The 9,958-nt window shown below is 38.4% G+C and carries 2 protein-coding genes; both read left to right on the top strand.

Going from position 1 to position 9,958, the window contains the following annotated elements; translation table 11 throughout:
• Positions 1-82: 82 nt before the first annotated feature.
• Entirely contained in the window at positions 83-8,986 is an 8,904-nt protein-coding gene (locus OC457_RS16725) for a GEVED domain-containing protein (RefSeq protein WP_262054086.1), read from the top strand.
• A gap of 472 nt (positions 8,987-9,458) precedes the next feature.
• Positions 9,459-9,941, top strand: a complete 483-nt coding sequence (locus OC457_RS16720; protein WP_080176101.1) for a DUF11 domain-containing protein — start codon at positions 9,459-9,461, stop codon at positions 9,939-9,941.
• Positions 9,942-9,958: the final 17 nt, after the last annotated feature.

Below are 9,958 nucleotides of genomic sequence, written 5' to 3'. Positions count from 1 at the left end.
GGATACAGTTATTTTATATACATTAGTTAAGTTGGCGTTATTTATGCAATAGACCTTTTATGTTCATTGATGGATAAGTGACATGAAAAAGTCTATATATTCTTTGTTTATAATACAATTGATCTTGGGTTACTTTCTATTTAATAACAATAATAATGAACTGCCCTTAAAAACGGTTATTGTTGATCAAGAATTGATATCTAATGATTTCTTTAGTAATAATTCGTCACAGTATTTAAAAATGAAAGATATATCTGATTTTATTTTTCAATTAGAACAAAATCCACAATCACAAGTTATTGACTTTTGGGCTCATGGAATGGCAGGCCAAATTAAATTTGGTCGAGATATTATTACATTAGAAAATATCGAAAAATATAAAAGAGAGATAATAAAAATAGGCTCATTATTAGGTATTAATGGTGTTATTAATTTCTTAGGTTGTGATTTAGCAAAGGATGAAAAAGGGAAAAAATTATTATCAAAATTTGCCGAAATATCAAAGATTTCTGTACGAGCATCTATTGATAAAACAGGGCATAGCAGCCAAGGTGGTGATTGGGATCTAGAAATGACGTTTGGTTATCAAAAAACTGTATTTACACCATTATCTTGGTATTTTGATTATTCAGCTGTTTTAGCAGATACCGATGGTGATGGAGTTGATGATGCAATTGATATTGATGATGACAATGACGGTATTTTAGATACTGATGAAATAGTGTGTGAGGTTGATGTACCTCTTAATTTATCCGGTATTACAGCTGGCTTGCCGGATGAATCAAATACGCCGCTATTAACAACAATGTTTGATGGTGTCTTAAGTGGTACGAGCACAGGTTCACCAGAAGGAACAAATACAGGGCAAATAAGATTATCTGTGGCAGGAGGAGTTGGCGAACAGATGGTTTATACCATTACTTTTGTTGATCCAGTTAAGTTAATTCTATCTCAATCGGACAGTTTTTCTTGGTTTGATAGCTCAGATGAGTGGTCAGTCAGCGTTATCGGCGCAACTTTGTCAGTTTATAATCCTGCCATTACCCATGCCCGATTAGGTGGGACTTCACCAGAATTACAAAACATTGTTGGTGATAATACAAGTTCTGTTAGTTTTCAACCCTTAGCAACAGGTGGACACATTCCTGCAGTTGATTCTCAATGGTCTATTACGTCTAGTAATTTTGTTTCCAGCGTGACATTAACTTATTCTAATTCTAGTTTCCCAACAAATAGCTCTCCGATTAAATTACGTACAACTTGTGTGTCTGATGATGTTGATAATGATGGTATTTATAATCATATCGATTTGGACACTGATGGTGATGGTATCCCTGATAATATTGAAGCACAAACGACGGTTGGCTATTTGGCTCCTAATGTTGATGGTGTCGCAACGTATACAGCAAATAATGGTGTTAATAGTGCTTATATTGGTGGTTTAGCACCAGTAAATACTGATGGTATGGATGAGCCAGATTTTAGAGATTTAAATTCAGATAACCAAGGCGGCAATGACACTACCGAAGCGGGATTAACGTTATTGGGAAGTGTTGGCATTAATGGTTTACATAGCAATTTAGAATCAGCCGATGATTATTTGGACGTTAACGGTATTTTCGATAATACACAAACGGATAATTTCCTAGATACTGACAATGATGTCACAGGTTATGGTGATGTCGAATTTCGTGATGTTGTTGCCAGCTGTGATGTTTCAGGATTAGCAGGTGCAACAACAAAAACGGCTACCGAATTTGTCACTATCAATGGTACGCCGCTTCGAATTGATCACATTGCATCAGGTGGTAATGGGGTTGGATACAATGGTGGTCGTCAATCATATCAATATACGTCTTATTCATGTGGTGGGACATTTCCTTTTATGCATGTTAATGATGGTAGCAGCGGAGAATATTGTAATTATAAAGACTATCTAATTAGTAATGTAACGGGTAGTGGAGCACCGGCAGATCCTTATGTTATATGGTCATCACGTTATTGGGATCGTGATGGTAATAACCTGTTTGATAATAGTGATATTCGTATTGTGACGAAAATTACTTACATCAATGGAGACGAATTTTTCGATCAACAATATTGTGTTGACTCAGCAGATGGTTCAAATAGTTCAAGTATTGGTTTAGCGCAAGGGTTCGATACCTATTTAAATGGTGGTGATGCAGGTGCAGCATTTGCTATTCCATATAATTCAGCAAATTATCAACCAGAGACAGGGCCATATTCATTAGTCGGTGTAACCAAAAACTATAGTGCGACTGATCAATTTATGGGATATATGGAATTAGATAAGTCTTGGGATCGTTATTTTTCTGGACCATATTCCACTATGATTGGATCTAATTTAAATGCGGCACCATTTTTACTCGATAACACTTTAAATACTAATCCCGGCACCGATAATGGTATTGGAGTGCAATGGGGGCTTGGTGTTATTAATGATGCTTCTGTTCATTCTGTTCGTTTGTTATTTAGTACATTAGGTGGTGCGATTTTTCAGGCAAATGATTATGACTTAGGTGATGCACCTGATACCTCAACAGGTACAGGTTCTGGTGATTATCAAATAATTTACGACAATGGTGGAGCCGGACATGCGTTTAATGATACTGATGGTGACAGCCAAAACGACATTGTTTTAGGTCTCTTATGGGATAATGATGATGGAAATTTACAAAATATTGCAGCAACGGCTGATGACCTAGATGGTTCTGATGATGAGGATGGTGTGATATGGACTGATAGTTTTGTACGTGGAGGATCTGCCAATACATCAATAACGATAACAAAAGATCCTGAGTCAACACTGACTGGCTTAAGATTATATGCTTGGGCAGATTGGAATCAAGATGGCGATTGGGATGATACTGGCGAACAAGTAATCATTGATACCTCTGCTCTTTCGGGAACACAAAATTACCCTATCTCTATTCCAGCGACAGCATCTTTAGGTAATACCTACGTACGGGTTCGGGTTTGTTCTGATATTGATTGTAATTCTACTACAGGATTAGTCGATGATGGTGAAGTCGAAGATTATCTTATTTCAGTAATTGCGCCTCAAATTTCGGGTTTTATCTTTAATGATGATGGTAGTGGAGGCGGCTCGGCAACTAACGGGATTAAAGATGGTTCAGAAACAGGTCTTGGTGTAGCAGTTTCTGTTGTAGCTTACAACACAACAACAGGACTATGCTATGCAACTACATCTGATCCGACAACAGGAGCTTATACGATTACAGCAGGCATTGCTGGTACTTACAAAGTTTATGAAGCAATAAATGAAACCAATATAGCTTCACCAACCTGTCCTCCAACGGCCCCAACCTTAGATACGAATACGGGCAGTTATGTCGGAGGAACGATAGGGGATCCCTCTACTTTCCAATCCAGTAGTGCAAATATTGTCACTGTTACCGCAGGGGTGGTCACAAATGTTAATTTTGGCGATTTTGCGGTAAGTTCGTTTGATATCTGTTCGTCAGCTGCATATTTAACTCAAACTAGTGGTGGTGTTACTGAGCTTAATGCAGTGAATTTAGCGACAGGAAGTATTGATCTGTTAACTTCCCCTGTTATAGCAGGTAGTGCTGTTGGGTATTCAATGGTTACCAATACATTAGCGGGAATACAAGGAACAAGCACTCTTAATTTATTTGATAGTGCTTATAACACCTACTCGTTATCTATAACTAACTCAACCATGCCAAGCGGTTCTAACAATGGTGATATCGATGATAATGGGATTTTATATGCGCATAATGGTGGTAATTTCTATTTATTTGATACTAATCCAAACAGTGAAACCTATTTAACTCAAGTTGGAATTTTACCAACAACAAATTTAAATTATGCTGATATTGCGTTTAATCCAGTTGATGGTCAGATATATGCGGTATCGACCGCCAGTAATACGCTATATCGTTTTGATCCCACAACAGGAACAAGAACTTCATTGGGGGCTCTAGCTGGTATTCCGCCGGGTCCATTTGGTGCGATGTACTTTGATGACCAAGGGTATTTTTATATCTCTGAAAATCCATCCCCAGGTCGAATCTACCGTATAGATGTCTTAGATGGTTCAAAACCAACTGGTAGCTATACCGCAACACTATTCTCTCAAACCAATGCATCTGCATCAGGTAATGATGGTGCACGTTGCCGTTATGCACCAGTACCGCTAGATTGGGCTGACGCACCGACCTCAGATGGCTATTTCACTGAATTGGTAGAAGATGGACCTCGACATCAAACCGATATAGGTTTGCCATATTTAGGGGTAAATAGTCCTGATAATGAGAATGATGGTCAGCCAACAATGGCTGCTGATGGTGATGATACTAATGGGATTACACCCGATGACGAAGATGGATTTATTCAACCAACAATAAATACGATTCTTGTTAATGGCGATACTGTGTCGTTAACTGTGCCAGTGGTGACTTCAGGCAACGATAATTTATACGGGTGGGTTGATTTTGATAACAGTGGTACTTTTGATGCTGATGAAAAACAAACGGCTAACGTTATAGCTTCAGGTAATGCATTACTTAACTTCACCGTCCCTGTTGATGTACAAATTATGGATACCTATGTACGTTTACGTATTTGTTCTAGCGGTGAAGTTTGTGATACTCCAATAGGAAGTTCAGGTGATGGTGAAGTTGAAGATCATGTGATTTCATTAAAACCACCGGGGGATTTGGCATTAATGTTAGCGATGGATCCTAGTGTGAATGTAACCTTAGGTATTCCATTTAATGTCGTTGTTAGTGTTGAAAACATGGGTTCAACGGTAGCACTTAATACCAAAGTAACGCTTCCTATTCCGGCAGGGTACAGCTTTGTTAAAGCTTATGCTGGTGATGGTGTTACAGAAATAACCACGTATGATCCATTAACGGGAGAATTAGATCTCGGTGCCATAGGGTTAGGGTTTGATGATTATGCGGTTATTCGTTTAGCACCTCAGTCACTTACGGCACCTGCAATCAATGCCGAAATCATAGAAACCAGTATCAACGATAATGATTCAATCCCTAATAACGGTTTTGGTAATGGTGAAGATGATACCGACATAGTAACCCCTATTATTTCTAATACAGTCCAGCCTAATATTTGTGCAGCCCCCGTTGTATTTGAAGGCGGCGATGCTTATTTGGCTGCAAATGGTGAATATGTTGTAACCCCTAATACGACTAATCAACAAGGGTATTTGTGGAGCTATGGGTATATCGATTTAAATCAACCCATGTATGCCGAACTGGCAGTGTATTTAGGTGATAGAACTTGTAATACCGGGTGCCCAAATGGCATTGAAAGTGGTGCTGATGGCATGACGTTTGTTCTATCTGCTGATTCTCGAGATCTCAATGCTTTTGGGGCTTTTGGTGGTGGATTAGGGGTTGGTGATATTTTTGGTGCAACGCCTGTTTCACCATCGGTCGTGTTTGAGTTTGATACCTTTGATAATACGTATATTGGCGCGACAGATGATGCTGTGGGTGGGCAATATATAGACCATACAGCCGTTTATCTCAATGGTGATGTCTATACACCAGATGCTGCTAATACCCTTATTCCTGCTACGTCTGTTGCTGGGGGTGAGTTAGAAGATGGGCGTTATCATATTGCGCAATTTGAATGGGATCCTACAACCAATCAATTTACTTACTACATGGATGGCGTAATGGTGGGGCAGTTTACGCGTAATATTCGTAATGATATTGGTAATAACATGGTGCGGTTTGGTTTTACCGGCAGTACTGGTGATGGTTATAACCTTCAAAAAGGCTGTTTTACTAAAGCGCCCAATGTCTTAGGGAGTGATTTAGGTGATGCACCTGATACGACGGTTGGTATTGGAATAAATAACTACACTACCACTTATGAAAATGATGGTGCGGCACATGTACAAGCCGATAGTGATGATAATGGTTTTATCGACTTACGCATAGGTAATTTGTGGGATGCTGATTTAGGTGATTTGCAGAATATTGGTGCGATTGCTGATGATAATAACAATTTTGATGATGAAGATGGTGTGACGCTTGTACAATCAGCTACCAAAGGTGAAGACCTTGATATTACTGTTAATGTTGTTGAAGATGCGGCGCGCACCAGTACAGGACAACGTTTATATGCATGGCTTGATTTTAATCTTGATGGGGATTGGGATGATGCAGGCGAACAAATTATTTCTCAAGCTTCAGCATCAATAGGCAATAACAGTTTTAGTGTGCCAATACCTGCGAGTGCTGTTGTTGGTTACAGTTATTTACGGGTTCGCTTATGTAGTGATGTTGGTTGTGATAGCCCAGTCGGCTTAGCTAACGATGGTGAAGTCGAAGATTATCGCGTATTGATATCAGATCTTGTGGGCAATAATCAGTGTGATCTTATTGTACAAACACGCTTACCTGTTGCGGCAACAGATTATAGTTACAACTCTTTGAATGTGACGGTCGATCCGATTACTTTCACTGATATTGTTAATCCAATTAATATTACGAATCAAAGTAATATCGCAAATATTAATGCTCTGGGCTTTAACCGTATCAATGGTTTGATTTACGGTACCTTTACCGATATGTCCCAAACTGATCGAATTCATCATTTATTTGTGACAGATAAAACGGGTACCAGCTTTATTGATTTAGGTGAAATTCGCGCTGAATCAGCAACAACCATTCGTCGCCTGCAAGACGGCGAAAGTTTTGATTTTGTAGCCGGTGATGCACTGCGTCATAGCGGATATAGCTCTACTTCTAAAGTATTAAGTTCACCAACAGCGGGTGATGTCACCGCCGATGGTAATTACTTAATTGTATGGCGAACTGTATGGGATTCATTGGTTAAGATTGATCTTAATACACAGACATTTACGACAGTTCCGCTAGACATAGCAACCATGGGGGGATCGTACGGCGGTGGTTCAATAGATGTTGGTGCAGATTTAGCTATCAGTAGTCAGTCGGGGCTGGGTTATTTGGTCGATCTCAATGGCGATAACCTTTATACCGTGAATCTATCTACGGGGGCTGTTACAGCACAACCACTGACTTATTTTGGTGTAGAGCCAACCTTAGATACCAATGGCAAACTACAAGCGGGAGCCTTAGTTATTGATAACGCCATTAGTCTTTATGCAATGACAAATGGCGGTAATCATGATACCAACCAAGATGGTACCATCGATCTTAATGAGCGTGCGGTGGTTTATCGCATTAATGTAATGACGCAAGAGGTGGAATACGTTACAGCATCCAATGAAGGTAGTTTGCAAGGGAACGACGGTGCAGGTTGTTATGATTCGACGGATTATGGTGATGCTGCGGTTAGTTATGGTTTAGTGAGCCATGGTTATTTAGATGCGGCATTAGATGGTACGGCAGATTTAGCCCTAGGCTCTCGTTGGGATCCTGAATTTGCACAATGGATAAGCGCCGATGCAACAGGGGACGATACCCATGGTCAGGATGATGAAGATCTGAATATTCCTGCTCAAATTATTGTAGAAACCAGCACTACATTGCCGATTCAAGTGGTGGGTAATGGCTTTGTAAGCATTTGGGTTGATTTAAATAATGACGGTGATTTTGCTGATAGTAATGAATTGTTAATTAACGATCAGGCAGTTACGGCAGGAAATAACAATATAGCCATAACGTTAGATGCTGCCAGTGCTGAAGGGTTTAACGGTAATACTGTGATGCGAGTACGTTTATGTTCAGCTGCCAACAGTTGTAATACATTTGATGGTGCAGCCGTTGATGGTGAAGTCGAAGATCATTTATTTGAATTACTCAATCGGATTGTTTTAAGTGGCGTGGTGTTTGAAGATAATGGTGTTGGTGGTGCAACGGCTGCGCATGATGGTATACAAGAAGGCAGTGAAATTGGGTTAGGTAACTTTACCGTCACTGTTACCTTTAATGATACGGGGGTTACAGGAGTGACAACGGGGGAGGTGATAGCCACCGATATTACGTCGGGCGATGGTAGCTATAAATTTATTCTTGGTGTTGATTTTTCAGGTAAAAACTTACTACTTGATGTCATTAAACAAGCGAATTGGATAGATATCAGTGAAGCTAATATTACCGCTATTCCACAAGTGACCAGTAGCAGCGTGATTGATAGCCAGATGACCGTTAACGCCAGTGCGGGGGATGATATCAGTGGTCTTGATTTTGGTAAGGTACGTGAGCCAAGAATGGAGCCTGATAATTTTAGTGAAGTTGAACCCGGAAAAGCAGTGTTATTCCCACATAAGTTTACCGCAGCGACGCCTGGTAGTGTGAACTTCTCCATCATAAATCCAGAAATTGCTCCAGCAAATGACGGCTGGAATACTGTTCTTTATTTAGATAATAACTGTAATGGTGAAATAGATGGTGTTGATGCTCAAGTTGTTAATCCGACAGTAACAAATCAAAATACACTAGTATGTTTACTTAGTAAGGTGTTTGTGCCTGCGGATGCGCCATTGAATGCTCAATATCATTATGATATTGCTGCTGATATGATTTTTGCGGACAGTACAGGTACTGGACATGGTATTACGCGACAAGTGCTAGATAAAGACACCGTCAGAGCAACATTCCGTGGTGCTGGAGAGTTAAAGTTAGATAAAACGGTACGTAATATTACTCAAGGAACGGCGGAAGGGATAAGTAATAATGGTCGTCCTGGGGATATATTGGAATACGTTATAACCTTTACTAACGTTGGAGATGGAAATTTAACGGAAGTGAGTATTTTTGATAGTACACCAAGTTATACAGAACTATCTCAAGCTATAGATTGTACCTCGGGTAGTGTACCAGCCTCGCTCATTTGTGCGCCTGTGACTATAAATGGAACAAATGCTGTGGGGTATAAAGGTGAAGTGCGTTGGAATATGACGGGCTCTTTATCTCCAGGAGATCAAGGAACCACTATTTATTTAATAAAAATAAAATAATATTGTCATTGACTAATATTTTAGGAAAGAACCATTCGATAAAATATCGGCATGGTTCTTTTTTATATTGATAAGTTTAGTATTTATCAATTGTAAAACATTTGTTCTTTAATTAAGAATTAAGCAATAATTTATTCATCACAGTAATGTTTGATAATTATTTTACGTAATAAATTGATGTTGAATATACTTCAAATCAATTTGTTATTTGTGTGATATGCGCTATAGCATATAAAAAACATTTAAAAAATTATTCCATGGTTAGATAGTTATAACGTTATATATTTAAGTTAGATCTGTTTTATTTTGCATTTAAATAATGATTCGCAAAATTAAAATTAATTTTCCATTTTGCTTTTAAAATAAACCAACTTGTTTAACCTATTGTTTTTTTTATTATGTAAAGATGATTATTGTTGGCATGCTTATCGCATTAGTTATATTTCACGGATCATAAAAGATGAGGTGTAATATGAAGAATTTATTATTGATAGTGATTGGCTGTTTGATGATGTCTTTTTCTGTTTATGCGGAAGATGATAACTTATTAGTAAGTAAAATGGATGCATATATAGTTGAAGTAAATAACAAAGGAGAAGAAAAATTAGTAAAAGCAGAGAAAGCAGTACCAAAAGATAAAATCGAATATAAGTTAACGTATACAAATAATAGCGAAAAGCCTTTGAATGGCTTAATTATCACAGGACCAATTCCTGAAAATACTTTTTATATTGCCAATACAAGTAACACAAAAATCAAATCGAATTTTTTAGTTAGTATTGATGGAGGTAAAACATTTGAAAAAGAGCCAGTGAAACGCGAAATAATGAAAGATGGGAAAAAAGTTGAAATTATTATTCCACCTGAGAAATATACCGCTGTTCGCTGGATACCATTAACGCCTATTAATGCTAAGGAAAAACAAGTTTTTGCTTATCGCATCGAAGTTGAATAAACGTTAAGTAAATGTAC

The organism is Photobacterium toruni (genome assembly GCF_024529955.1).
GTDB lineage: Bacteria > Pseudomonadota > Gammaproteobacteria > Enterobacterales > Vibrionaceae > Photobacterium > Photobacterium toruni.
The sequence above is the reverse complement of the archived record's forward strand: the minus strand, read 5'-3'. Positions and strand labels throughout refer to the sequence as shown.